The organism is Streptomyces sp. SAT1, from assembly GCF_001654495.1.
Lineage (GTDB): Bacteria > Actinomycetota > Actinomycetes > Streptomycetales > Streptomycetaceae > Streptomyces > Streptomyces andamanensis.
The window spans coordinates 743148-767805 of record NZ_CP015849.1 but is presented as its reverse complement, the minus strand read 5'-3'; the positions used below and the strand labels follow the sequence as shown (position 1 = coordinate 767805).

The 24658-nt window shown below is 73.3% G+C and carries 21 protein-coding genes; 11 read left to right on the top strand and 10 right to left on the bottom strand.

The window, feature by feature from the left end:
* Window positions 1-31: 31 nt before the first annotated feature.
* From A8713_RS03235 to A8713_RS03220, 3 genes are all read right to left on the bottom strand, one after another.
* Window positions 32-3406 carry a trypsin-like serine protease gene (locus A8713_RS03235; protein WP_159393067.1) on the bottom strand — a complete coding sequence of 1125 codons (3375 nt, stop codon included), beginning with the start codon at window positions 3404-3406 and terminating at the stop codon, window positions 32-34.
* Window positions 3407-3636: 230 nt separating this feature from the next.
* The gene (locus A8713_RS03230) at window positions 3637-4161 is read right to left on the bottom strand and encodes a hypothetical protein (protein WP_064531321.1); all 525 of its coding nucleotides are present in this window, start codon (window positions 4159-4161) and stop codon (window positions 3637-3639) included.
* Window positions 4162-4747: 586 nt separating this feature from the next.
* Window positions 4748-5464 carry an OBAP family protein gene (locus A8713_RS03220; RefSeq protein WP_237305294.1) on the bottom strand — a complete coding sequence of 239 codons (717 nt, stop codon included), beginning with the start codon at window positions 5462-5464 and terminating at the stop codon, window positions 4748-4750.
* Between the two features lie 152 nt (window positions 5465-5616).
* Between A8713_RS03220 and A8713_RS03215 the strand changes: the two genes are divergently transcribed.
* The 3 genes from A8713_RS03215 (at window position 5617) to A8713_RS34050 (ending at window position 7263) form a co-directional block, all read left to right on the top strand.
* Window positions 5617-5952 (top strand): hypothetical protein, encoded by a 336-nt coding sequence (locus tag A8713_RS03215; RefSeq protein ID WP_064531319.1) that lies wholly within the window; start codon window positions 5617-5619, stop codon window positions 5950-5952.
* A gap of 550 nt (window positions 5953-6502) precedes the next feature.
* Window positions 6503-7081: a hypothetical protein gene (locus A8713_RS34055; RefSeq protein WP_064531318.1), complete on the top strand. Its 579-nt coding sequence runs from the start codon at window positions 6503-6505 to the stop codon at window positions 7079-7081.
* On the top strand, window positions 7060-7263 hold the full coding sequence (locus A8713_RS34050) for a hypothetical protein (protein ID WP_237305293.1): 204 nt from the start codon (window positions 7060-7062) through the stop codon (window positions 7261-7263). Before A8713_RS34055 ends, A8713_RS34050 begins: the two co-directional genes overlap by 22 nt.
* A gap of 340 nt (window positions 7264-7603) precedes the next feature.
* On the opposite strand, the gene A8713_RS34045 is transcribed toward A8713_RS34050, so the two are convergent.
* Window positions 7604-7957 carry a hypothetical protein gene (locus tag A8713_RS34045; RefSeq protein WP_237305292.1) on the bottom strand — a complete coding sequence of 118 codons (354 nt, stop codon included), beginning with the start codon at window positions 7955-7957 and terminating at the stop codon, window positions 7604-7606.
* Between the two features lie 385 nt (window positions 7958-8342).
* Here A8713_RS34045 and A8713_RS03195 point away from each other — a divergent pair, with 385 nt between their 5' ends.
* Entirely contained in the window at window positions 8343-9254 is a 912-nt protein-coding gene (locus A8713_RS03195) for a DUF6891 domain-containing protein (protein ID WP_064531315.1), read from the top strand.
* A 97-nt stretch (window positions 9255-9351) separates the two neighbouring features.
* On the opposite strand, the gene A8713_RS03190 is transcribed toward A8713_RS03195, so the two are convergent.
* On the bottom strand, window positions 9352-12618 hold the full coding sequence (locus A8713_RS03190; protein WP_064531314.1) for a BTAD domain-containing putative transcriptional regulator: 3267 nt from the start codon (window positions 12616-12618) through the stop codon (window positions 9352-9354).
* 192 nt (window positions 12619-12810) lie between these two features.
* Between A8713_RS03190 and A8713_RS03185 the strand changes: the two genes are divergently transcribed.
* From A8713_RS03185 to A8713_RS03170, 4 genes are all read left to right on the top strand, one after another.
* Entirely contained in the window at window positions 12811-14403 is a 1593-nt protein-coding gene (locus A8713_RS03185; RefSeq protein ID WP_064531313.1) for an FAD-dependent monooxygenase, read from the top strand.
* Between the two features lie 90 nt (window positions 14404-14493).
* Window positions 14494-15159, top strand: a complete 666-nt coding sequence (locus A8713_RS03180; protein ID WP_064531312.1) for an SGNH/GDSL hydrolase family protein — start codon at window positions 14494-14496, stop codon at window positions 15157-15159.
* 46 nt (window positions 15160-15205) lie between these two features.
* On the top strand, window positions 15206-15817 hold the full coding sequence (locus A8713_RS03175; RefSeq protein ID WP_064531311.1) for a winged helix-turn-helix domain-containing protein: 612 nt from the start codon (window positions 15206-15208) through the stop codon (window positions 15815-15817).
* 2 nt (window positions 15818-15819) lie between these two features.
* A complete protein-coding gene (locus A8713_RS03170) occupies window positions 15820-17052 on the top strand; it encodes an MFS transporter (protein ID WP_064531310.1) in 1233 nt (410 codons plus the stop codon).
* Window positions 17053-17181: 129 nt separating this feature from the next.
* Here the strand turns inward: A8713_RS03170 and A8713_RS03165 are convergent, their stop codons facing one another.
* Window positions 17182-18219 (bottom strand): S41 family peptidase, encoded by a 1038-nt coding sequence (locus tag A8713_RS03165; RefSeq protein WP_064531309.1) that lies wholly within the window; start codon window positions 18217-18219, stop codon window positions 17182-17184.
* Between the two features lie 198 nt (window positions 18220-18417).
* Here A8713_RS03165 and A8713_RS03160 point away from each other — a divergent pair, with 198 nt between their 5' ends.
* Window positions 18418-19050, top strand: coding sequence for a DUF1345 domain-containing protein (locus A8713_RS03160; RefSeq protein ID WP_064531308.1), 633 nt, complete (start codon window positions 18418-18420; stop codon window positions 19048-19050).
* A 234-nt stretch (window positions 19051-19284) separates the two neighbouring features.
* On the opposite strand, the gene A8713_RS03155 is transcribed toward A8713_RS03160, so the two are convergent.
* Entirely contained in the window at window positions 19285-19494 is a 210-nt protein-coding gene (locus tag A8713_RS03155; RefSeq protein ID WP_064537207.1) for a DUF2945 domain-containing protein, read from the bottom strand.
* A gap of 296 nt (window positions 19495-19790) precedes the next feature.
* Between A8713_RS03155 and A8713_RS03150 the strand changes: the two genes are divergently transcribed.
* A complete protein-coding gene (locus tag A8713_RS03150; protein WP_064531307.1) occupies window positions 19791-22214 on the top strand; it encodes a glycoside hydrolase family 65 protein in 2424 nt (807 codons plus the stop codon).
* A gap of 91 nt (window positions 22215-22305) precedes the next feature.
* Here A8713_RS03150 and crcB (A8713_RS03145) read toward each other — a convergent pair whose 3' ends face one another.
* The 3 genes from crcB (A8713_RS03145) to A8713_RS03135 all read right to left on the bottom strand — a co-directional run bounded on the left by crcB (A8713_RS03145) (window position 22306) and on the right by A8713_RS03135 (window position 23933).
* Entirely contained in the window at window positions 22306-22680 is a 375-nt protein-coding gene (crcB, locus tag A8713_RS03145) for a fluoride efflux transporter CrcB (RefSeq protein ID WP_018570888.1), read from the bottom strand.
* A gap of 49 nt (window positions 22681-22729) precedes the next feature.
* Complete coding sequence (crcB, locus tag A8713_RS03140; RefSeq protein ID WP_064531306.1) at window positions 22730-23215, bottom strand: fluoride efflux transporter CrcB; 486 nt, start codon at window positions 23213-23215, stop codon at window positions 22730-22732.
* 148 nt (window positions 23216-23363) lie between these two features.
* A complete protein-coding gene (locus A8713_RS03135) occupies window positions 23364-23933 on the bottom strand; it encodes a GNAT family N-acetyltransferase (protein ID WP_064531305.1) in 570 nt (189 codons plus the stop codon).
* 106 nt (window positions 23934-24039) lie between these two features.
* Here A8713_RS03135 and A8713_RS03130 point away from each other — a divergent pair, with 106 nt between their 5' ends.
* On the top strand, window positions 24040-24618 hold the full coding sequence (locus A8713_RS03130; protein ID WP_064531304.1) for a TetR/AcrR family transcriptional regulator: 579 nt from the start codon (window positions 24040-24042) through the stop codon (window positions 24616-24618).
* Window positions 24619-24658 lie beyond the last annotated feature (40 nt).

Below are 24658 nucleotides of genomic sequence, written 5' to 3'. Positions count from 1 at the left end.
ACGAGGAGGTCAGGGCAGCCCCCGGTACCCCTCAGTAGACGAACCAGCTGAACCCCGCCTTCCCGCTCCGGCCGCCGCTGTCGGTGGCCGTCACCGTCACGTCGAAGATCTTCGACGCCTGCGACGCGGTGCCGCTGACCACACCGGTCCGGCTGTCGACCGAGAGCCCCGGCGGCAGACCCGTCGCCGACCAGGTGTACGTCCCGCTCCCGCCGCTCGCGCGCAGTTGCAGACCGACCGGAGTTCCGTGCTGGGTGAACTGGAAGCCGGGGTCCTGCACCGTGACCGCTGTCGGTGTTCCGCCCTGGACCGTCAGCGTGAACGCGGCGTCATGGCCGGCCGTCGCGTTCTTGCCGCTGACCGTCAGCTTGTACGTCCCCGCGGGCGTCGACGCGCTCGTGGCGACCGTCAGCGTGGACGAGCCGCCCGCGCTCACCGACGACGGATCGAAGCTCGCGGTCGCGCCCGAGGGCAGGCCGCTCACCGACAGTGCGATGTCACCCGCGGGCGGGGTGCTGCCCGGCAGATGGGCCTTGATCTCGTCGGCGTACGTCGTCACGCGCGTGTACACGCCGTATGTGTCGCAGTTGTTGGACATCCAGGAGAAGAACCCGACGATCTGGTTGCCTTCAAGGAACGGGCTTCCGCTGTCGCCGACGCACACCCCCGCGTGGCCGTCCGCGTAGCCGGTGCACAGCATCGACCCGTCGCCCTTCCAGTTCGACGACAGTACCGGCTGCTGCGCGCACGCCGAGTCCGCGGCCACCGGCAGGTCGACCGTGCGGAGCACGTCGGAGTACGTGGTGGCGCCGGTCCTGCCCCAGCCGATGCCCTTGCCCATCGTGCCGGGGGCGTTGACCGAGGTGTCCGTCGCGATCGTCGGGTAGACCATGCCGGACGGCACCGGGACGTCCTGCGCCAGGGTGAAGACGGCGACGTCGTGGCCGGTCTGCCAGCCCTGGTAGTCCGGGTCGGTCCACACGCTCTTGATGTCGGCGCGGAACCCGGTGTCGTTCAGGTCGGTCGCCCCGTACACGAACCACTTGTCACCGGAGTTCTCCAGCCAGCAGTGCGCCGCGCCGACGACCGTGTGCGGACCGGTGAGCGCCATGCTGCACGACTGCTGCCCGGGGAAGGAACTGCCGTTCCTGCGCATCGAGATCATGAACGGGTACTTGTCGACCGTGGTCGGGCTGCCGCCCACGACCGCCGGGCCGACGCCGTGGGTCGCCGTGGTGCCGTCGCTCGTTCCGGCCGCCGGGTGACGGACCCCCTGCGGCGCGGCCGCGGTGCTCACGGTCGCGGTCGCCGACTGCCCGGCGGTCACCGTCGCCGAACCCGGGTTCACGCCGATGGAGAAGTCGTCCTGCCCGGAGCCGTTGACGGTCAGCGACACCGGGGTGCCGTGGGTCGTGTCGGCGCTCTTGCCGGTCACGGTGACGTCGCTCCGTCCCGGCGACGCCGAGGACGCCGCGGTCAGCGTCAGGGTGGAGGAGCCGCCCGCCGTCACCGACGCCGGGTCGAAGCCGGCGGTCACACCCGCGGGCAGCCCGGACGCCGACAGCGCCACGGTCCGCGCGCTGCCCTTGACGACCTCGGTGCTGATCGTGGTGGTCACCGACTTGCCCGGGTCGACGCTCACCGACTGCGGACCGGCGCTGATCGAGAAGTCGTCGGCCGCGGGCGGGGTCGCGCCGTCGATCAGCGGGTCGGCGAGGTTGTCGCCCTGCATCGAGCCCCAGCCGGTGCACAGGTCGTAGCCGGTGCCCGCCTGGTACGTGCCGTTGTCGCCCGTGGTGACGTCGTGGAACGCCGAGCCGTACCGGGACGACTGTGCGACGGCGTAGATCGTCGGGTTCATCGCGCCGAGGTTGCCCTTGCCCGCGGCCCCGGCCTTCTGGTTCACCATGGCGATGTAGCCGGCCCACAGCGGCGCCGAGGCGCTGGTCCCGCCGACGTCCTGCCAGCCGCCGTTCATGTAGACCGACACGGCGCCGGCGCCGTAGTCCGCGTCGAGCGCCACATCGGGCACCGACCGGTACTTGTTGGTACCGGGCTGCCAGTCGGGCCTGGCGAAGATCTGCGAATAGCCGCCGCCGGAACGGGTGTTGCCGGAGCCGCCCTGGTTCCAGCAGGATTCCGACTGGTATGTGCCGGCGCTGTCGCTCGTCCGCAGCTGCGTGCCGCCGACCCCGGTGAACAGCGGGTCGCTCGGCGGATAGTCGGCCTGCACCGTGGAGTTGTCGCCCTGGTAGCCGCAGCCGGTCGCCCCCCAGTCACCGGAGGCCGACAGCAGGGTGACCCCCTGCGCGACCATCTGGGTGTACGAGTCGTGCGACGCCTGGATGGGCGCCGACTCGCACTTCTCGCCGTTGAGCCATGAGCCGGACAGCACGGTGATCTGGTTGTCGCTCGCGATCTTCGCCATCTCGTCGACCCAGGCGTTGTCCGAGTTGGGCGCCTCGTACACGATCTGGGCGGCGTTCGGCGCGGTCGCGGCCACCGACTCCACGTCCAGGGTGACTTCGAGCTGGTCGTTCCCCGGGCTGCGGACACCGCCGTTCACCGGGACCACCCGCGCGTTCACCGACGGCTGGCCGAAGTACTTCGTCCACGCGTCGATGTCGGACTGCTTGAACGCGTCGAACTCGATCAGTCCGACGGTCTGCCCCGAGCCGTTGTACGACGCGGACAGGTTCTTCATGCCGTAGGCGGTGCGGAACTGGGCCGGCGTGTACCCGCCGGCGGGGCCGGACGGACCGGCGGGACCGCTCGCGGGCCTGCCGCCCGGTGTCCTGCCGCTGTGCCCGGCCGGTCCGCCGCCCGCCCGGTGCGCCACCGGCCGGTCGGTCAGACCGGTCACCGCCCGCACGGTGGACGCGAGCGCGGACGGCACGGAGGGCGCCTTGTCGCTCGCGTAGAAGTGCCTGCCCGCGGCGTCGGTGTAGTCGCCGATCGACGTGCCGAACGCGGTCTGCACCTGCTCGGCGGTGCCGGTCGCGTCGATGACCTGCCGGTTGCCCGAAACCTTCGTGACACGCAGTCCGTTGGACTTCAGGAAGGCGCTCGCCTCGGCGACGTCGGACGCCCGGGGCGCGTACCGCTCGTTGTACTGCGCGCTGGTGAGGTAGTGGCGGTAGTGCGGTGACGCCGGGTCGCTGACCGACGCGACGAACGCGTCGAGCCCGGCCTCGTCGTGCGGTCTGAGCGACAGCGCGACGTCGATCGTGCGGCCGGCCGCCGTCACACCGAGCCGGTGCGCGCCCGCCGGAGCCGACCCGCCGGCTCCCAGGGACGTCCTGGGATGTGGGTCGGCCGCCGCGGGAACAGCCGCGGCCAGCGCGGCCACCGTGGCCAGACAGGCCGCCGCGGCGGCCGTCCGCGCCACTATCGGCAATCGTGACACGATGCCTCCAAGATGGGGGATGGGAAACACCGCGCCAAGCTAGTGACCCGCGGGCCGAACAGGACCTCCTCAGTGGACGTTCCACGACGTTCACAGAATGCGCCGCGTCGCATCGCGAACGCGCAGGCGGGAGCGGGGGTGGTGGGCCGGTTGTCAACAGAGGTGTGCGGGGCGTCAGTTCACACGGTTCACACCGCTCGACTCGACGGGACCGGCGGCGCGGGCACCGCTCAGTCCTCGCATCCCTCGATGTCGTCCTCGCATCCGCTCACGTCGCCGGGGTCCACGGCGTTGAACCGCCACAGCACCAGCCCCTGGGCGTCCGGTCCCATCGGCGGGACGCGGGCAGCGAAGCGGACACCGGAGGGGATGTTGAACTGGTCCGCCTCAAGGTCTCCGCACGTCACCTCCCACTCGCTCCTCGCGGTGCCCTGGTCCAGGGTCAGCGTGATCGAGCGGGGGCCCGGAGCCTGACAGGCGATGTCGAAGGTGTGGGGCCGTCCCTCGGCGGCGAAGGTCCTGTCCAGCCCCTGCGGCAGGGCCGCCATGCCCTCGTCGACGCGTGCGGAGTCCTCGATCTCCGAGGCGTTCAGAGCCTGTTCGGCGCTCCGGAGCGCGTCCTCCTGCTCCGCCTTGCCGTCCCAGGTGGGGACCGCCGCCGAGGCGGGAGGGGGCCCCTTCCGGTCCGAGCAGCCGCCTGCCGGCACGACGGCGAACGCGACGAGGACGACGGCGAGACTGCGGCGGGCGGGCATGCGGCTCCAGTCGATGACTGCCTCCGCACCCGTCGGCCGGGGTGCGGAGGCAGGTCCTACAGGTCTTCGGATCGTTCGGCCGCCCCATCATCTCGCAAGGGCGCCGGCTCCCGGTCGGCGCGTCGTCCCAGGACGCAGCCCGTCGACCGGGCGGCGTAGGGTGGTACGCCGTCACGTACAAGGCATATGACGAGATCGGGAGCTGGTCCTCGTTGAAGGAGCCCTGTTGGCGGCCGTGTTGGTGGCGGCTGCTGTTCCGCGCGGACGGGGAGCCGGGATGGACGGTGCTGGGTCCCGGGGAATTCCGGCGGGTTCCGAACCAGGCGTTGAAGGACGCGACCGTCGACGTATGGGCCGATGCTCTGCTGGAGGGTTCGCCCGACGAACTCGACGACCTGCGGGGCGAACTGCTTCTGGAGTGCTACACCGAGCCCGCTCCCGCGGACGGCACTTTGCCGGTGTATTCACGTCGTGTACGGCTGCCGGGTCACGCCCTGCCACCGTTCCCCCGGAGGCGAGACGTCTGACCGCCACGGCCGAAGACCAGCACCACGGCTCATGAGCTGTCCGGCCGGACGCCTTCACCTCAGCGTTTGAACTCCGTCTCCTCGATACGTGTCTGCACCGTGCGGCCGCTTTCCCATGCGTTGGCGCCCGGCGCGACCTCCGGCGTGGGGATGTCCTCGCGGTTGCGCCGCTTGCGGGAGGTCGAGATGCCGAGCCTGTCGTCCCGGGCCTGGATCATCTCGTCCGCGGCCTGGCCGTCCTGGGTGAAGCCCATCATCAGCTGCGGGATGCCGTAGGGGAAGTCGTCGCGGTCGTACTGCCAGGTGTGGAACGTCTTCCCGTAGGTGGTGACGAGATCCTCGAAGTAGGCGTGTTCGGCCAGGTCGGGGATGCCGGGGGCGGTGAGGCTGCCGGACTTCACCTCGTAGTGGTGGCTGTGCCACAGCCGCTTCTCGTCCTCGGGCAGACCGCGGAAGCGTTCCTCGCTGATGATGTACTCGATGCCGATCAGCCGGGCGTCCGGTGCGTTGCGGTCGAAGATCACGCACTGGTGCAGGTCGGGGCGGAGGTGGATGCAGAAGTGCGTGGCCTCGACCTGCCGCCCCATGTCGTCGGCGTACAGGTGGAAGCCGTTGAGATACGTGCTCATCGCGTCGAGCGGGTATTTCGGCTGTATCGCTCCGGCCGCGAGGTCCAGTGCGCGGTGCTTGAGCGGGTGTCCCTTGCCGAGCCTGCCGATCGTGGCCGCTTTCCTGCCGAGCAGGAGACCGGCCGCGGCCACCGCGCCCGCCGCCACACCGACACCCGCACCGATACCGAGGGCCGCGGCCGGCCCCGGACCGTGACCGCGCGTGCGCTGTATGCCTTGTGTGCTCCGTACGAGTGCCATGACCGGCGAGTGCCCTGTGCCCGGCGGCCGTAACGGGCCACCGGCAGTGCGAGCGCGCGATGCTCACCGCCGCGGTCCACCACCGCATCCCCACCGCCCGCGTCGGCACCGGGACGGTGCTGCGGCGGCTCGCGCCCTACGAGAACAGCAACCGCGTGCCGCTGGTGATCGTCGACCACATCGTCCCCGAACTCGAAGCCGGTGCCGCCCCTCGGCCGCCCGAGGCCCCGGCCACCCTCCAGCCGTTGCTGGAAGCGGTCGGGTACGGCATGCAGCCCGCCCGGTACCCCTGGCTGCGGCCGGGCGCCGTACGAGTGCTGTCGGAGGCTGCGCGGGATGCGGGCGCGGCCCAGGAGGGGGGCCGTACGCCGCGTACTTCGACCCCGAGCGGCTGACCGAGCTGGAGCTGCCCGGCGGTCGCAAGCGGCGCACACCGCTGCGGCGGATACTCCCTCGCGGCCTGCGCGAGGCGGCGTCCCGGTCCTGACGGCCCGCACCGGCGGGGCACGGGGCGGCCGTCCTCGGCGAGCGCCCGGACATCCCGGCCCCGCGGCGGACGCCCCGCCTCCCGTACGCGAGGGCCCGCACCACCTTCCCGAGAAGAGGAACCGTGTCCGCCACCGTCCGAACCCCGTCCGGCCGTCCGGCACCCGGCGACGGCCGCGAGATCGGCTCCGGCGGGCGCGGCTCCGGCCGCCTCCCCGCCTGGATCCGCGCCCTGGCTGACCGGCTTCGCGCCCTGGCTGACCGGCCGCGCGCCGGCGTGCCGCTGCGCGCGGCCCTCGGCGCCGGTGTGCTGACGTGCGTGGTGTTCTGCCTGGGGAATCTGCTCACGGGCAGCCATCCGCTGGGCCCGTACAGCCGCAACGTCGTCGACATGGGCACGCAGTACGTGCCCTTCCACGCCTACTGGCGCAAGGTGCTGCTCGGCGGCGCCGACGGCGAGTGGACAACGGCGCCTACGTACCGATGTGGCTGGACGGACTGCTCGTGTCCCCGCTGCTGTGCCTGGTCGGCGAGTGGGCGCGCGGCGGGCGGCACCCCGTGCTGGGGCCGCTCGTCGTGGGGCTGGCCCGGGTGTCGAACTTCTACACCGCCTACCTGGCCACCATCGGCGCCGGTGTCGTCCTGCTGGTCCGGCTGCTGCCCGCCACCAGCAGCACGGAGTCACCCGCGCTGTACATCGGCACCCCGGCGCTCGCGCTGGCGCTGGCCATGCCGTTCCGCCGCGCCCTGCCGGCCCGGACGCGGTTCGGCTGGCCGGCCGCGATCTGCCTCGTGGCGCTCTTGCTGCACCGGCGGCCCACCCACCTGCTCTGGCACGCGGGCGCCGAGCCCAACGGCGTCCCCGACCGCCAGGCCTTCGTGCTGTGCGGCCTGCTGCTGATCGCGGCCTGGCTGTCCACCGCGGACGGCCTGCCCCGGCCGGCCGCGCTCGCCGCGGTCCTGGCGGTCCTGGCCGCCCTCGCCCTGGCGGCGCGGGGGCCCGGGTCCTGCCGGTGGTGGCCGTCGCCCTCCTGGTGACCGCCCAGGCGGGCGAGACGGCCGTGGCCGGGATGCGGGTCGCGCAACCGGAACCGCGGCACAGATCCTGGTCGCCGCGGCTGGGCGGGCAGGAACGGGCCGTGGCGGACGCCGTCGCCGCCGCCGACGACTGGCCGCGCTCGCGCACCGATCCCGGCGAGGACCCCGGGCGCAACGACTAGATGGTCGTCGGCGGCCGGAGCGGCGGCTACTACAGCAGCCTGACCGCGCAGGCCACCCAGGACACGCTGACCTCGCTGGGCTACGGCTACTTCGCCAAGGGCCGGCGCCTGGTGAGCCTGGACAACCCCGTGACCGATGCCCTGTTCTCCGTCGGTACGCGCATCCGCCTGGTCCAGGATCCGGCGGGAGGGTCCGGCAAGGTGCCGCGGGCCGCCACCACCGCCGTACCGCCGCTGGTCACCGTCCGTCCCCGGCTGCGCCTGCCGGACGGCACGACACGCTTCGGCGCTTCGGCACCTCCGTCTTCGCCAACCAGGAGATGCTGCTCGGCGCCCGTGTCTACGATCCGCCGGCGCCGATCACCAGGACCCGCGGCGGAAGGGGACCGGTCACCCTCACCACCACCTGTACGCCGGGCAGCCGGGCGTACCTCTCGGCGCTGACGTTCAACGGCTCCGCGACCATGAACGGCGGCCGGCCGGTGGCGTTCGCCGGGAAGCTGCCCGCCGTCCGGCCCCCGCTCCGGAGCATCGGCGTCGTACCGGCCTCCGGGAAGGTCCGGGTCGAGCTGCGCCACACCGGATGGCTGGGCCTACCGGAGCAGCCGATCGGCTGTCTCGTCCCCGGCCGGCTGGAGCGGGCCGTGCAGCAGTTGAGCGCCACCGGTGCCACCCAGGTCCAGGTGGCGGGCACTCCGTCACCGCCCGGATACCGGCCGGCAGCAACGGCACGGCGATCCTCGCGATTCCGCGGATCAAGGGCTGGAGGTGCTCGGCCGGTGACGGCCCCGCGCGCCCCGCCGCCTACCTCGGCCTGATCGCGGTGCCCCTGGACGGCACAGCCGATTCCGTCAGCTGCGACTTCCGGCCGCCCGGCCTGCTGAAGGGCGGAGCGGTCGGAGCGGCCGTCCTGGCCGGACTCGCGGCGACCGCGCTCTGGTGCCGGCGCACCCGCCGCGGGCAGGAGCCGGCCGCCGCGCCACCGGCGGCGTGACACCACCGGGCAGTTCGTCAGCGGGACCGTGTCAGCGGGACCGTGTCAGTGGGGCGTTGTCAGTGGGGTGTGCCAGAGTCTGTGCATGCTCGAGATCGTGGTGAAGACGGAGAACCAGGAGCGGCACCTCCGTGTGTCCGCCGGGGAACTGGCCGCGCTGGTGCGGCGCATCGGCGGCGACGGGTTCCTGGTCGTCCAGCGGATACCCGACCTGCCCGACGTCTTCGTCCAGGTCTGGCACGAGGCCGGTGGCGACTACACGCTGGAACACCGCGACGGCGCCCCCGACCGGCATTTCCAGGTCCTGGCGGACCGGCCCGAAGCCGTGTCGGCGGCGATGGCCGGCTGGGCCCGCCAGGAGACCGGCTGGGACGCGGGACTGGAGTGGCGCCTGCTCGACATGGGGCCCGCGCGGGACGTGCCGCCGCCCGCCCTCGGCGCGGACGAGCGCGCCGAACTGGAGGGGCGGGTACGGGAGGTGCTGGTCGGCGGCTACGCCTCGCGCGCGGAACTGGCCGAGCTGGCCGAGGATTACCTGGTCACCGAGGACCGCCGTCCCCTCTCGCGGGAGCAGGCGCAGGCGCTGGCCGACCGGATGTGGCTGGAGCGCGTCGAGGAGCAGGCCGGGTGGGAGGGTGAGACGGACCCCGAGCGGCTCACCCGTGCCTTCACCGCGCTGGAGGCCGCCGGTATCACCGCCCGGGAGAACTTCACCTGCTGCCGCTCCTGCGGCAACGCGGAGATCGGCGCCGAGGCGGCGCCCGGCGCCCGCGGCTTCGTCTACTTCCACACCCAGTGCACCGACTCCGCCGCCGTGGGCCGCGGACTGATGCTTCTGTACGGCGGCTTCGACGGCTCGGAGGAGACCACCGCGGCGGTCGGGCGCGAGGTGGCGGCCGCGCTCGAAGCCGTCGGACTGACCACCGCCTGGGACGGCGATCCGGGCCGGGCCATCCACCTCACCGCGCTCGACTGGCGCCGACGGCTGGTGGGCTGACGGCGCCGGTCGCCCGGCGCCGGACGGCGTCGGAACCACCCCGCCGGAGCCGAGGGAGGCCGGGAGCCGCGCGCCGGGATCCTGGCCGGAGCGAGCGTCAGCCCGAGTGCCGGGCGTCGTGCGGCGTCCGCCGGGCTCCGCGCGGCCGCGTCGGATCGGTACGGACCAGGGCCGCCGCCATGTCCAGCCGACGGCCCTGCCCGTACGCCTCGGCGAAGCGCTCGTCGCCGAGCGCGGCCCGGCCGCGCTCGCTCAGCGCGCGGACCTGCGGGTCGGTGCGGTCGTGGGCGCCGCGCAGCCGGGACGCCGCGCCGAGCAGGACGGCGACCTCGCGGTGGTCCCCGTGCAGCGCGGCGAGGCCGGCCACGGCCACGGCGACCGACGCCACCAGCGGCATGTCCCCGCTGCGGGCCGCGGCGGCGTGTGCCCGGACCAACGCGTCCTCCGTGCCCGCCGCGTCACCGAGTCCGAGACAGAGTGCGCCCCGCGCCGTGCTGACGAGGGCCTGACCCTGGTCGCCGTCGAACAGGTGGTGTGCGGACAGCCCAGCCTCGACCGACTCGACCAGTTCGCGCGCCCGGACCAGCTCGCCGGTCCGCGTCCGCAGGGCGGCTTCCTGCACATCGAGCAGGACCGCCGTCTCGGGCGTCGACGAGTGCAGCGCGCGCTCCCGTGCCACGGCGATCGTCTCGGCGGCCCGCGCGGTCTCACCGAGCCGTACCCGCAGATCGACCAGGCGGAGATCGACGAAGATCTCGTCGCTGAGGCCGAGCGAACCGAACTCGCGGGCCAGCCGCTTGGCATCGGTCACGTCGGCCAGCGCGCCGTCGAGATCGCCGTCGTACTGCCGTACCAGCGCGCGCATCGGCAGTGCCCTGGCCAGGCCCCAGCGGTCGCCCGCCCGGGTGAAGCACTCCAGCGCGACGCGCAGATCGTCACGGGCCCGGTCCAGACAGCCGTCGTTCTCGGCGAGTTGGGCCCGGACCAGGCACGCCATACCGGCCGCCCACACATCGGGCCCCTCGACGAGTCGCTGGAGGACGCCCGGCGGCACCTCGGCGCCGGTGAGGGAGGCCAGCCAGACCGCGGTCAGCACCCCGCTCGGGCCCGGCAGCCGGGGATGGTCGAGCAACCGGCGGTTGAGCGCCCGCAGTCCGTCGCGCCGCTCTTCGAACCAGTCGTCGGCCGACGCGCCCCGGGTGGCGGAGACGTTGAGCGCGAGCAGCCCCTCGGCGATGTCGCGGGTCAGGCTCGGCCCTCCGGCGGGCAGCGCGACCGCCTCGCCCAGCCAGTGGGCGGCGTCGCGGTGCCGGCCGAGCATCTGCCAGTACCAGATCAGGTCCACCGCGAGGGAGAGCGCGCCGGTGTCGGCGGTGTCGCAGAGGTGGCGCAGGGCGGCGAGCACGTTGTCGTACTCGGTGTGCAGCGCGTGCAGCGCGGGGAGTTGGCCGGGGCCGCGCAGCAACGGGTCGTGGTGGGCGACCAGTTCGGCGAAGTGGCGGGCGGCCCGGTCCCGTACGCCGGGCAGCGCGCCCTGCTCGGCCAGGCGCTCCAGACCGTACTCGCGGATGGTCTCCAGCATCCGGTAGCGGCCGGTGTCCGGTGCGAGGTGCAGCAGCGACCGGTCGACCAGGTCCGCGAGCAGCTCCGGGACATCGGCGGCGGGCACCGCGGTGCCGTCGCGGAGCGCGGTGGCCGAGGCCACCGTGACGCCGCCGGGCAGGACGGAGATCCGCTCCGCGACCGTGCGGGCGTCCGGGTCGAGCAGGTCCCAGCTCCAGGCGATGACCGCGCGCAGGGTGCGGTGCCGGGGGAGCGCGGTCCGGCTGCCGGTGGTGAGCAGGCGGAACCGGTCCGACAGCCCGGCGGCCAGGCCGGTCAGCGAGAGCGTGCGCAGGCGGGCCGCGGCCAGTTCGAGGGCGAGCGGCATGCCGTCCAGACCGCGCACGACGCGCAGCACCTCGGTGAGGTTGTGCTCGTCGACACCGAATCCGGGCCGTACGGCCGCCGCCCGCTCGGTGAACAGGCGCACCGACGCCGTACGGCGGGCCGGCGCGAGCTCCGCGTCCGGCTCCGGCAGGGCGAGTGGGCCGAGCGGGACCAGCGCCTCGCCGTCGACCGCCAGCGGCTCCCGGCTCGTGGCGAGCACCCGCAGCGCGGCGCAGCGGGCCAGCAGGGCCACGATCAGATGCGCCACGGCGTCGACCAGGTGCTCGCAGTTGTCCACCACGAGCAGCGCTTCGTGTCCGCCCAACTGGTCGGCCAGGGCGTCCACTTCGTCGGCCGGTGCGCCGCGCAGCCCGGCCGGGGCGTCGAAGAGCGCCGAGCCGCGCAGCCCGATCGCGGCCAGCAGCGCCGCACCGGCCTTGGCGGGCTCGGTGACGGAGGCGAGGTCGACCATCCAGACGCCGTCGCGGTACGCGTCCCGGTGGCGGCGGGCCGCCTCGACGGCCAGGCGCGTCTTGCCCGCCCCGCCGGGACCGAGCACCGTCACCAGGCGTCCGTCGGTGAGCAGCGCCTCGATCCGGGCGAGGTCGTCGTCCCGGCCGAGGAAACTGGTCAGCGGCGCGGGCAGGTTGTCCCGCCGGACCCGCGGGGCGCCGGGGGCGGGCCGCTCGGCGCGCAGCAGGTTCAGATGACGTTCGCCCAGGGCGGCGCCGGGGTCGGTGCCGAGGGTGTCGGCCAACTGCTCGCGGACCCGCTCGTACAGGGCGAGGGCCTCGGCCTGGCGGCCCTGGGCGGCGAGCGCGTCCATGAGCAGCGCGGCCGCGCGCTCGTGGACGGGGTCTTCGGCCAGCAGCGGGGCGAGCCGGTCGGCGGCCATGTCGGCGCGGCCGAGGGCCAGTTCGGCATCCGCCAGGTCGGTGACGGCCTCGGCCGAGGCGTGGGCCAGCCGGGCCGCGAGGGCGGGTGCCACCGCCGAGACGGCCGGGGGTTCGGTGCCGGGGCGGTCGTCCCACAACGCCACCGCCTCGCCGAGCACCGCCGCCGCGGACCGCGGATCGGCGGCGCGCAGCCGGTCACGGCCCTCCGCGGCGAGCCGCTCGAACCGCAGCGCGTCCACGTCGGCGGCGTCCACGGCCAGCCGGTAGCCGCCCGCGTGCTGTGTGACGGCGTCGGCGGAGCCGAGGGTCCGGCGCAGCCGGGAGACGAGGGCCTGGAGGGCGTGGGGCGGGTCGGTGGGCGGTTCTTCGGCCCAGATCGCCTCGATGAGGCCGCTCGGTCCGACCGGGTGGCCGCCGGCGAGTGCCAGCCGTACGACCAGGGCCCGCAACCGGGCGCCCGGTACGGGCAGGACGGTGCCGTCGCGGGACACCTGGCAGGCGCCGAGCAGTGTGACCCGAAGCCGTGTACCCCCGTCCATTCCACGATCCTCGCACACGGCTGACCGGGCCCGCCCACCGAGCGGGGGCGCCGTGTGCCCGCGTGTCAGCGGCGTGTGCGTCCCGTGTGAGCGGCCCGCCCCAGTCTTGCCGGGACGCAGGAAGGCTGCGGACGGACCGCGGCCCGGTCGTGCGGAAGCCGTGCGGTAAACGGCTTCGGAGAGGTGGTTGTCGTGCATGACGTGGTGATCGTGGGCGGTGGTCCGGTCGGGCTGTTCCTCGCCGGCGAACTCGGTCTCGCGGGCTGCTCGGTCCTGGTCCTGGAGCGGGAGCCGGCGCCCGGCTCCCCGTGGCGGGCCGACCCGCTCGGGATGCGGGGCCTGTCCGCCGGATCCGTCGAGGCGTTCTACCGCCGGGGGATGCTGCCCGCGCTCCGTGCGGCAGCAACGGGCACGGAGGACGGCCCCGGACCCGACACCGACCCGAGCACGGACACCGACCCGAGCACGGACACCGACCCGAGCACGGGCACAAACACGGACACAGACACGGACACGGACACGGACGAGCCGTCCCCTCCCCGCACGGTGGGCCACTTCGCGGGCATCGTGCTCGATCCGGCGCGGGTCGACCTCGCCGCCCTGCCGTTCCGGCTGCCCGGCCCGGCCGGGGACGGCGTCATGACCTGTCTCGAAGCGGTCGAGGCGCTGCTGTCCGAGCGGGCGGCACTGCTCGGCGTGGAGATCCGGCGCGGCGTCGCGGTGACCGGCGTCGAACAGGACGATGAACACGTGGTCGCGCGAGCCGGCGGACAGGCGTACCCGGCGCGCTGGCTCGTCGGCTGCGACGGCGGACGCAGCACGGTGCGCGGACTCGCGGGCTTCGAATTCACCGGCTCAGGACCGCAGTTCACCGGCTACGTCATGCTCGCCGACGTCGCCGAGCCCGATCTGCTGCGCCCCGGGTTCCACCACACACCGCACGGCATGTACCTCCGGATGCCCGCCGAGGGTCACCTCGGCGTGATGGACTTCGACGGCGGTGCCTTCGACCGCTCGCGGCCCCCGGCCCTGGGCCACCTCCAGTCCGTGCTGCGCCGCGTGTCCGGCACGGAGGTGACGCTGAACGGCGTCTCGCTCGTGTCGACCTACACCGACCGGGCGATGCAGACGACGACCTACCGGCTCGGGCGCGTTCTGCTCGCCGGTGACGCGGCGCACATCCACTCACCCCTCGGCGGCCAGGGACTCAACCTCGGCATCGGTGACGCCATGAACCTCGGGTGGAAACTCGCGGCGACCGTGCGCGGACACGCGCCCGACGGGCTCCTCGACACCTACACCCGCGAACGGCACCCCGTGGGAGCCGACGTGCTCGACCGCTCGCGCGTCCAGGTGGCGGCGATGCGGCCGGACGAGCACGGCCGCGCGCTGCGCGGGATGCTGGGCGACCTGCTCGCGACCCGCGACGGGACGACCCACATGTTCGGGAGGCTGTCCGGGACGTCGATCCGCTACGACCTCGGCGGCGACCACCCGCTGACCGGCCGCAGCGCCCCCGACCTCCGCCTCGACGACGGCACCCGCCTCGGCGAGTTGCTGCGGGACGGCCGAGGGGTCCTGCTCGACCTCAGCGCCGACCGGCGCCTGCGCGACACGGCCACCGGCCGGGCGAGCCGACTGCGCTACGCGGCCGGCACGGCGAAGAACGACCTCGGCCTGGGCGCTGTCCTCGTCCGCCCGGACGGCTTCGTCGCCTGCGCGGCCGGCCGCGACGTCGACCCGCGACCGTTCGAGCGGGCCGCCGAGCGGTGGTTCGGCCGCTAGGAGAGGCCGCTAGGTGAGACGGTGGCCGCCCTGCGACGGCACCCTGCGAAGACCTTCCTCTCCCACCCACTCACATCTCAAGGAGCACATATGACGATCACCCTGCGCCCGGGAACCACCGTGATGTTCACCGGCGACTCGATCACCGACAGCGGGCGGTCGGCGAGCGAGGACGGCCTCGGGTCCGGCTACCCGCTGCACATCGCGGGGGAGTGGGGCCTGCGGCACCCGGACCGGCCCGTGACCTGGCTGAACTCCGGGGTCGGCGGCCACAAGGTCATGGACCTGGAGGCCCGTTGGCAGACCGATGTGCTCGACGCCCGTCCGGACGTGGTGTCGATCCTCGTCGGCATCAACGACGTCGGCTGGCACACCCTCGACCCGGACGGCTACATGATTCCCGTGGAGGACTTCGCGGCCGGCTACGACCGCCTGCTCGCGCCGCTGGCCGAGCGCGGCACCGGACTGATCCTCGTCGAGCCCTTCCTTCTGCCGTACAGCGACAGCCTGGACATCGACGACGACCACCACATCGGCCCGGACGACTGGAAGCAGTGGCGCGCCGACCTGGACCCCAAGATCCAGGCCGTCCGCGACCTCGCCCACCGGTACGGCGCCCGGCTGCTCGCCGCCGACGGCATGTTCGCCCAGCTCGCCGCGGCGACCGGCCCGGCGCACTGGGCCGCCGACGGCGTCCACCCGACCCCGGCGGGCCACGCCGCCCTCAGGGAGGCGTGGCTGAGGCTGGTCGCCTGACCGTCCCCCTTTCGAAAGGCATGTTTCGAGCGTAGAGTATCGAAACATGTCTTTCGAAGAAGGCGTCGCTCCCCGTGAACCCCGCGACCTCACCGAACCGAAGGCCATGCGCGCCCTCGCCCATCCCACACGCCTGGCCTTGCTCGAAGCGCTCGGCCGCCGCGAGCCGCTGACCGCGACCGAGGCCGCCCGGATGGTGGGCGAGTCCCCGACCAACTGCGCCTTCCATCTGCGCACGCTGGCGAAGTACGGCTTCGTGGAGGAAGCGGGAGGCGGTGCGGGGCGCAGCCGCCCCTGGCGGCGTACCCACATCGGCTTCCGCTTCGAGGACGCGGCCGACGCCGGCGACACCGAGACCACGACCGCCGCCGCCGCGCTCGGCGCGGTGCTCTGGGAGGTGTGGCTGGAGCGGATCCGCAAGGTCGGCGCGATGCGGGCAGGGTTCTCCGGGGACTGGAGCAGGATCACCAGCTCCGCAGACGCGGTCTTCCACCTCACCCCGGAGGAAGCCGAGTCCCTCCTGGGGGAGATGACCGCGCTTCTCCACCGCTACCGCGAGCGGCTCGACGATCCCTCGCTGCGCCCCGAGGGCGCCGTCCCGATGGAGCTGATCCAGTTCACGTTCCCCGCCGACGCCCTGCGCCCGCTGGAGGACTGATCGTGCGAGCCCTGCTCGTCCGCCGTGACATCCTGCTGCTCGTGCTGGCCCGGCTGATCGACATGGCGGGGAGCAACGCCTTGTGGATCGCTCTCGGCGTCCGCGTCAAGGAGCTCACCGGCAGTGACTCGGCCGCCGGTCTGACCTTCTTCGCCTTCGTTCTAGGCACCCTGGGCGCACCTCTGTGCGGTGCTGTGGTGGACCGGTTGCGCCGCGCGCCGCTGCTGATCGCTCTGAACCTGTTCTCGATGGTGCTGGTGCTGCCGTTGCTGCTGGTGCACGATCGCCACGGCATCTGGATCTGCTACGCCGTCATGGTCTTGTACGGACTGGCCAACGGCACCTCCGGCTCGGCCATGACCGCGCTCACTCAGACGTTGATACCGCCCGAGCACCTGGGCGATGCCAATGGCCTTCTCCAGACGCTGCTCCAGGGAGTGCGACTGGTCGCGCCGCTCCTGGGCGCGGGTGTGCTGTCCACCTTCGATCTGGCGCCGCTGGTGGTGGGCGACGCCGCGACCTTCGCCCTCGCGGCCCTGCTGGTCGCTCTGATCCGCCTACGGGAGAACGGGCCGCGACACCCTGGGCCGGAGGAGGAACGGCAGGCAGCCGGGGCCCGTCTCACCGCCGGTTTCCGGCACATTGCGGGGACTCCTGCTCTGCGCCAGTTCACCGTCGCCACGATGATCGCGGTCATCGCCTTCGGGTTCTCGCAGTCGGTGCTCTTCGCGGTGGTCGACTCCGGACTGCACCGCCCGCCAGCCTTCGTCGGGGTGCTGGGGGCGTCGCAGGCCGCAGGCGCCGTGGTGGCCGGGGCAGGTGCCGCGGTGCTCATGCGGCGTGCGGGGGAAGCCCGGACGGTGGTCTTCGGTCTGGTCCTCTCTGCTGCGGGGTTCCTCCTGACCGCCGTCCCGGCTCTGCCTGCGGTCGTGCCCGGCACCGTGCTCATGGGGACGGGTCTGCCCTGGATCATCGCGGGCGGCACCACCCTCCTCCAACGGCGCACGCCCGCCCGCCTGACGGGGCGGGCCGACGCGGCGCTGGGTGTGCTGATCGGTGTGCCGCAGACCGCGGCGATCGCCGTCGGAGCCGCACTCATCGCGCTCGTTGACTACCGCGTCATGCTCGTCCTGATGGCGGTGCTCACATCGGTCGCGGCGTGCTACCTGGCCACCCGTACCGCTCAGCCGGCGACTGGAACTCCACCTAACGGCCCCGTGACGACGAGTGCCTGACGGGGTCTCACCAGCGTGCGCGCATCACCTCGGCAGTCGTCCGAGCAACTCGGGGCCGCGCGCCCGCGAGCGCTGTGCCGCCGTCCCTCCGGGAGTGCCGGACCCGGTCACCGTGCTCCGTCGGCCGGATCATGACCTGCGGCAGCCCTCCTGGGCGAGCAGCCAGGCGCGGGCCGCGTCCAGGGGGTCGTCACGGTCGCGGGCCGCCGGGCGGGGGTCCTTGACGACCTCCTCGTCCGGCGGGATCGGCCCGTCGTAGACGCGGCCGGTCCGGTCCGCCTCCCGGGCGCCGGTGAGGAGGAGCAGCGCGCCGTCGGGGAGGGGGTACGACGCGTTCCCCGTCGGGAGGCCCTGGGTCGGTTCGCCGAAGAAGCGGGTGTGCGGGCGCCCGTGGAAGGCGATCACGACCGCCTCGCCCGCGCTGCGCGTCGCCCCTCCGGTCAGTACCGCGACCGGCGGCGTGGCCTGGGCGAGGGGCTTCGCGGCGCCCCAGCCGGCCGATGTGCCGTCCTGGTAGGGGGTGCCGTCCTTGACCGACCACACGGACTTCTTCCCGTCGGCGTCCACGAAGGCGCCCACCGTGCCGTCGCCCAGGACCGGCCCGGCGACCGCGAGGACCGGCCACATCCCGCCGCCGGTCGACCCTCTCAGATCCACCACCCAGCCGCAGGCTCCCGCCCGGTCCGTCCTCGCCACGGCGTCGCGGCCCTGTCGCACATATGTGTCGTACGTCTTCTGGGCGCCGTCCACGCCGGGCAGGGCGAGGTAGCCGACGCCGTGCCCGAGCGAACGGTTCCGGGGTGGCTCGGCGGGCGTCGCGGAGGGGTCCAGCTGGGCCTTGGCCTGCGCCGGATCCCAGAACTGGCTGTGCCGGTCGCCCAGACGGCTCAACGCCACCTCGATCGCCTCGTAGGTGTCCGCCGGTCCGCGCGCGCCGTGTGCCTGCGCGAACGTGCTGCGGCGCAGGGCGGTCCAGTCGACCTGGCGACGGCGCAGCGAGTGCTCCTCCATGATGTCCAGCGCCTTCGACAGGTAGGTCCGCGCCGCGGGCGCCATGTCACCGTCGGCCGAGTCCCGCGCACCGCCGCCGGTGCACGCCGTCGCCGCCATGACGACCACGAGCAGCCCGGCGCACACCGGTACGCGCGGTGAACGTCCTCGCCTCATTCCGTCCCCCAGATGCCCCGACGACCACATGACCCGATGCCCGGACGCACAGGTCCCGTCCCTGGAAGGCACCCTAACGCCGGTGATCGTCCGCCGTTCCGGCCTGTGGAAAACCGGCGTCCGGCGGCGGAAGCACCGGCCGGAAGGCGGTGAGACTCCGGAAGCCGCACCAAGGGGAAACCGCTACCGTCATGGCGTATGAGCAGACGGTTTCCGCTCTTCTTCTCCGCGATCCCGCGTCTCGTCTGCGCGGTGGTCGCCGGAGTGCTGATCGGGGCGGCGGTCGCCATGCCGACGGACGCACCGCTCGGTGTCCTGGCGGGAATCACCGCGACGGAGACGCTCTTCGTGGTGACCGGGTGGATCGTGCTGTGGCCCATGGACGCCGAGGAGACCCATGTGCACGCACGGCGCGAGGATCTGCGTCCGGTCGCCGAGGAACTCGTCGTGGTCGCGGCGGCCGTGTGCGGTCTGGCGGGTATCGCGGTGCTGCTGCTCGGCAATTCCGATCCCGTGCACGCCGCGACGGCGCTCGGCGGTGTGTTCATGGCCTGGGCCGCGCTGCACCTCATGTACGCCACCCGTGACGCGTTCCTCTATTATCCCGAGTCCACCCGGGGGATCGACTTCAATTCCCCGGAGCCACCGGCGTACCGGGATTTCTTCTATTTCAGCTACAACCTCGGCATGACCTACCAGGTCTCCGACACCGGAGTGTCGAGTCCGGCGATCCGGGCCATGGTGCTGCGCCACTGCCTGCTGTCGTACGTCTTCGGCACCAGCATTCTCGCCACGGCGATCAACCTCGTCGCGGGCATCGTCACCCGCTGACCCCGCCGGAGGGGGCGGGACAGGTCGGCTGTCCGTCACGGACCCGCGCGTGCTCGTTCAGCGTGTCTCGTCGATGCGCGGTCCTTCCCCTTGATGCGCGGCCCTTCCCCTTGTTGAGGAAACACCCACACGCCCCGGGGGACCCGGAAGGGCTGCGGGAATTGCCGCAACCGCTTCACCAGGTCGTCGAACTCCCGTGTCGAGTGCCCGATCGTGAGGACGCGGTTCATCGCCCTACAGCCTGGTCAGCGCCCCTCCCTTGTGCATCGCCGTGTGCTCGGTCCTGTCGCTCTTGATCTCGTACTGGGGATCGTCCTTCGAGCAGCGGCGTGTACGGCCCTTGAATTCGACGTCGTGGGTGTGCTTCTTCACGATGACACCCTCCACGTATCCGGCCTCAGAATTCCACCGGACATGGTCCCCGACCGTGAATTCCTTTGCCATCACCGCACCCCTTCCTCGCATTTCCCGCCTGCCGGAAGACCGTGCACGAGTACCCCGGCCGAGCCCGCGCCACCCGTCGGCCCCGGTGGCGGCGGCCTCCCGCACGGCGCCCCGGCTCCCCGCTCGCGGCCGTGCCGTCCGGCTGGGACCATGGCCGTGAAGCGGAGGCGGAGGCGGGCGGTGGCGGAGGCGGGGGCGCCGACGCACCCGCGCCGCGCCGGCCACCGGCGGCCCTGACGACGACGCTGTGATCGACCACGACAAGAACGCTGTGACGAAGGCGCTGTGATGCTGAGATGCAGGCGCTGAGCTGGGCCTACGACGGCTACGAACCGGAGCACGAGCGCCTGAGGGAGGCGCTGTGCACCCTCGGCAACGGCTGCTTCGCCACCCGCGGGGCGCTCCCGGAGTGCGCCGCGGACGCCGTGCACTACCCGGGCACCTATGTGGCCGGGTGCTACAACCGGCTCGTCTCCAGGGTGGCGGGCCGCGAGGCCGAGCACGACGAGCACATCGAGCACATCGAGCACATCGAGAACGAGGACATGGTCAACGTCCCCAACTGGCTGCCGCTGCGCTTCCGCCTCGCGGGCGGCTCCTGGCTGACCCCGGACACCGCGACGGTCCTCGACCACCGGCAGGTCCTCCGTCTCGACGCCGGACTGCTCGAACGCCGTACCCGGTACGGGCTCGGCCCCGGGCGCTCGCTGACCGTGCGCCAGCAGCGCATCGTGCACATGGGGGACCCGCATCTCGCCGCGCTGCGCACCGAGTTCACCGCCGAGGGGTTCACGGCGGACGTCGAGATCGAGGCGGCGATCGACGGCGGCGTCACCAACGCGGGCGTACCCCGCTACCGGGACCTGGCCGGGCGGCACCTCACCCATGTGCACACCGGCACGGCGGCGCCTGACACCGTCTGGCTGCGCTGCCGCACCCGTACCTCCGACATCCGTATCGGCCTGGCGACCCGGCTGGCCTGCGACGGGCCCGCCGCTCCGGTGCCCGGCCGGCACGAGCACCTGCGCGCGGTGCAGGAACTGCGGCTGCGGCTGGCGCCCGGCCGGACCGTCACCGTCGACAAGACCGCCGCGCTGCACACCTCCCGTGACCCGGCCATCGGCGACCCGGTGCACGCCGCCGTCGACCGGGTGCGCGCGGCGCCCGGCTTCGCCGCGCTGCTGGAGGAACACCGTGAGGTCTGGGAGCAGTTGTGGCGGCGCGCCGACATCGACGTGCCCGCAGAGGCCGGACGCATCCTGCGCCTGCACCTCTTCCACGTTCTGCAGACCCTCTCCCCGCACACCGCCGACCTGGACGTCGGTGTGCCCGCCCGGGGGCTGCACGGCGAGGCCTACCGCGGCCATGTCTTCTGGGACGAACTGTTCGTGCTGCCCTTCCTGAACCTGCGCTTCCCCGAGGTCTCCCGGGGTCTGCTGCGCTACCGCCACCGGCGGCTCGGACCGGCCTGCGCGGCGGCGCGCGCGGTGGGCCGCCGCGGGGCGATGTACCCGTGGCAGAGCGGCAGCGACGGCCGGGAGGAGACCCAGCGCCTGCACCTCAACCCGCGTTCGGGGCGCTGGCTGCCCGACCACTCGCACCTCCAGCGGCATGTCGGCTCCGCCGTCGCCTACAACGTGTGGCAGTACGTCCAGGCCACCGGGGACACCGACTTCCTGCACACCGAGGGCGCCGAGATGCTGCTCCAGGTCGCCCGGTTCTGGGCGGACTCGGCCACCTGGGACGCCCGGCTGGGACGGCACCGCATCCTCGGCGTGATGGGCCCCGACGAGTACCACGACGCCTACCCGGACGCGGACCGGCCGGGCCTCGACGACAACGCCTACACCAATGTCACCGCCGCCTGGGTCCTCGCCCGCGCCCTGGACACCCTGCGCACCCTGCCCGAACCGCGCCGCCGCGAACTCCTCGCGCGTCTACGGGTGGAGGACGGCGAGCCCGAGCGGTGGGAGGAGGTGTCCCGCACCCTGCACGTGCCCTTCCACGACGGCGTCGTCAGCCAGTTCGAGGGGTACGCGGACCTCGCCGAACTCGACTGGGCCGGCTACCGCCGCCGCTACGGCGACATCCGCCGCCTGGACCGGATCCTGGAGGCCGAGGGCGACACCGTCAACCGCTACAAGGCGTCCAAGCAGGCCGACGCGCTGATGCTCGGCTACCTCTTCGCCCCCGCCGAACTGCGGTCCCTGTTCGGTCGGCTGGGGCACCGGCTCGACGAGGACCTGTGGACCCGCACCGTCGACCACTACCTCGCCCGCACCAGCCACGGATCCACCCTCAGCGGTCTGGTGCACGGCTGGATCCTGGCCCGCGCCCGCCGCGCCGACGCCTGGGGGTTCGTCCGCGAGGCGCTGCGCGGCGACATCGCCGATGTGCAGGGCGGCACCACCGGCGAGGGTATCCACCTGGGCGCCATGGCGGGCACCCTGGACCTCGTGCAGCGCGGACTGACCGGCCTGGAGACCCGCGAGGACGCGCTGTGGCTCGATCCGGTCCCGCTGCCCGAGCTGTCCTCCTACGGCGTCACCCTGCGCTACCGGGGCCACTGGGGCGTACGGCTGCGGATGGAGCACGGCCGCATGGAGATCGCCGTGCCCCGCTCCGTCTGCGCCCCGATCGACGTACGCCTGCCCGGCCGCGCCCTCGGCATCGAACCGGGCGAGACCTGCCGCATCCTCCTGACCGACGACGACCACTGAGACGGGCCCGCGCGGCCGGACCGCCGGGGCCCCTCAGCAACAAGTAGCAGGGCCCCTCAGGAACAGCCGAAGGCGGCACAAGCTGACGAGGTCAGGCCCAGATCGCCTGGGCGAGCGCCGCCCCGGTGAAGGCCGCGCCGAGACCGCCGACGATGCTCGCGACCGCGTTGGCCGCGGCGAAGAAGCGCGCGCCCTCCTCCGCCAGCCGCAGGGTCTCGTACGACAGGGTCGAATAGGTGGTGAGCGCCCCGCACAGCCCGGTGCCCAGCAGGAGCTGGACCTGGGAGGAGGCACCGCCCGCGAGGACCGCGCCGGTGATCAGGCCGAGGGTGAGGCAGCCGACCATGTTGACGGTGAAGGTGCCCCAGGGGAACACGGTGTCGTGCCGGGACTGCACCGCGCGGTCGGTCAGATAGCGCATCGGGGCGCCGACCACGGCGCCGAGCACCACGAGAAGCCAGTTCACGCGTTCTCCCCCTCGGAGCGGACGGCGGCCGCAGTGACGTCCCGGACGTTCATCGCGTCCTCCACTCGATCACCCGGCGGGTCAGGTTCGCCGTGGTCCACACCGACGCCAGCGCCGCCAGCATGGTCACGGCCAGGTAGACGAGACCCGTGGCGGCGCGGCCCTGGTCGACGAGGCGCTGGATGTCGACCGCGTAGGTGGAGAAGGTGGTGAAGCCGCCCAGCACACCGGTGCCGAAGAACGGCCGGACGAGCCGGTGCGCGGACCACACATCGGTGATCAGCACCATGAAGACGCCGATGACACCGCAGCCGATCACATTGACCAGGAACGTCGTCAGGGGAAACGCGCCGTCGGCCGTGGGCCACAGGAGCCCGGCGCCGTAACGGGCCGTCGCGCCGATCGCGCCGCCCGCCGCGACCACCGCCACGAAGGGCCCCTGCCCGGCGAACGGCTCGCGCCGCGGGGTGGGCCCGTGCAGTTCGACATCGGGGTCGATGGGTTCGCCGAGCACCTGAGGTCGGGCCTCTTCCATACGCGGGTTCTCCTACTCGCACAGCGCCCGGCACGTCCCCGGGCACACTGAAGTCGCAAGCAGGGACCGTTGGCGGCGCCGTCGCCGCGGTTGGGTGCGGCGGGCCCCACCGCCGCGCGACGCACTCGGGGTGCGCCGCACGGCCAGCCTACCGTGTGCCCGGAGGGGCCGTGCGCGGGTCCGGGGCCAGGTCGAGCGTCCAGTTCTGCCCGACGAGGTCCCGGCCGAAGCTGTGATGGGGCTCCTCGTCGGCGAGCGTGAAACCGTACCCCTGGTAGATCCGGCGCGCGGACTCCAGCACGTCGTTGGTCCACAGCGTGACCCGCCGGTAGCCGGCCTCGCGGGCGAACTCCAGACAGGTCCCGACCAGGCGGCCGCCCGCGCCCAGCCCCCGGGCCGCCTCGGTGACGAGCAGGATGCGCAGCCGCGCCACCTCCGGTGTGTCACCGGCGACCAGGAAGACGCAGCCCACGCGCTCCCCGCCGGCCTCGGCGATCCAGCCCGCCTCCCGGTCCGGGTCGTGCCCCGCCGCGTACGCGGCGACGATCCCGGCGACCAGGGCCTCGAAGTCGGTGTTCCAGCCGAACTGCCGGGCGTAGACCTCGCCGTGGGCCATCACCGTCCAGCCCAGGTCGCCGGGACGGTCGGCGCGCCGCACGGTGATCCGCGGCCGGTCCTCGGGCCGCGCGATCACGGCCTCTCCGCGCTGCTCCGACATGGCGTGTCCCTCCGGTGGCTCCGTCGTCCGCGCCCGGCGGCAGGGCGTACCACAGCTTCCGCGCCGGGCACTGACACGACTGTTTCAGTACCGCTAGGCTAGCCCCATGTCCCCGTCAGCGGCAGCCCCCTCCGCACGCCAGACCGAACTGCTGGAGGCCGCCTACCGGTACGTCCTCGCGCACGGTCTGGCCGACCTGTCGCTGCGCCCGCTGGCCACGGCCGTCGGTTCCAGCCCCCGGGTCCTGCTGTTCCTCTTCGGCAGCAAGGACGGTCTCGTACGGGCCCTGCTGGCGCGTGCCCGCGCGGACGAACTGGCGATCCTGGATCCTCTGCGCGGCCCCGGCGAGCCCATCGGCCTGCCCGCGGCCACCGAGCGGGTCTGGGCCTGGCTCGCCGCCGCCGGGCACCGCCCGCTGCTGCGGCTGTGGGCGGAGGCGTACGCCCGCTCCCTGGTCGAGCCGGACGGGCCGTGGGCCGGGTTCGCCCGTGCCACCGTCGAGGACTGGCTCGCGGTGCTCGCCGCCTGCCAGCCGCCCGCCGAGCGGGACACCGGGTCCGGCGCCATCCGCAGGACCCTGGCGCTCGCGGTGCTCCGCGGCGTCCTGCTCGATCTCCTCGCCACCGACGACGAGCCCCGTGCGAGCGCCGCCGTCCGCCACCACCTGGCCCTGCTCGACGGCTGACGCGCCACCGGGCCGGGGCCGCCCGCCGGGTGGACCGGGG